The following is an 892-nucleotide window of genomic DNA, read 5'->3' as shown; positions in this document are numbered from 1 at the left end:
GTAAGAACTATACCCCGATGGAAATGGCTACGCGCCGAATGTACACCGAAAACCCGGTAGAATTTCTATCTTGGTACTATCATCGTTTTGCAACGTATCGCCATCACGGGCCAAATGAAGTGCACCATTGGCTCGCAGATAAAAACCTGATCACCCAAAATATTGATGGTCTTGATGGTAAGGCCGGCAACAAAGATTATATCGCAATTCATGGGCGCTTAGATCAAATGACGCGTTTTCATGAGCAAGGCCCAACGGTTGAGACTTATCAAACGCCTTGGGAACAAGTGGATGAAGAGAATCTTGTCGACTCACTACTTTCCCTGTTTAAAATTAGTAAGCACACACTTACACCAGAGCTAGACGTTTCACAAAAGCCTTACGTTTTGCTCTTCGATGAGTTCTACACTGATCTTTACAGAATATCAGAGGCACAGGAACGAATGCGTTATGCCTCGAAGATGGTATTTATGGGCACCTCCTTTAGTGTCAATATTACTCAAATGGCCCTGGAAACGGCTGTTCATAACGATATCCCGATAGAAATCGTAGACCCGAAGCCCGTGAAAATTCACTACCAAAATACAACTTATCATCAGGTAAAGGCGTCTGATTATATTAAGAGAGTGACTTAACGTGAGTCTAGTTCAATTGATTTATGTGAGTACGGCTTCCAAGGTTTTAACCCTAGAAGACTTGAAAAGTATTGTTGAAGTCGCAAAGCTGAATAATCAAAAGCATATGATTAGCGGTTTTCTATGCTCAGATAAGCGCTATTTCAACATATCAAAACAGACTATCGCCACAAGGCCTTAAAGCTTATCGTTTATAACGAAACGACTAGCCGCCCTTTTCCCGAGTGGGCAATGGGAGCCGTTCTTAAAGTCGGGAG

1 protein-coding gene and 1 pseudogene are annotated in these 892 nt (G+C 42.6%); both read left to right on the top strand.

Going from position 1 to position 892, the window contains the following annotated elements:
- A partial coding sequence (locus A3763_RS22745; RefSeq protein ID WP_068760568.1) for a Sir2 family NAD-dependent protein deacetylase occupies window positions 1-635 on the top strand: 635 nt, incomplete at its 5' end.
- 1 nt (window position 636) lies between these two features.
- Window positions 637-892: pseudogene (locus tag A3763_RS30235) on the top strand (BLUF domain-containing protein); the annotation flags it as partial.

This window comes from Oleiphilus sp. HI0128, assembly GCF_001635365.1.
Note: the sequence above shows the minus strand (reverse complement) of the source record. Positions and strands in the feature narration are given on the sequence as shown.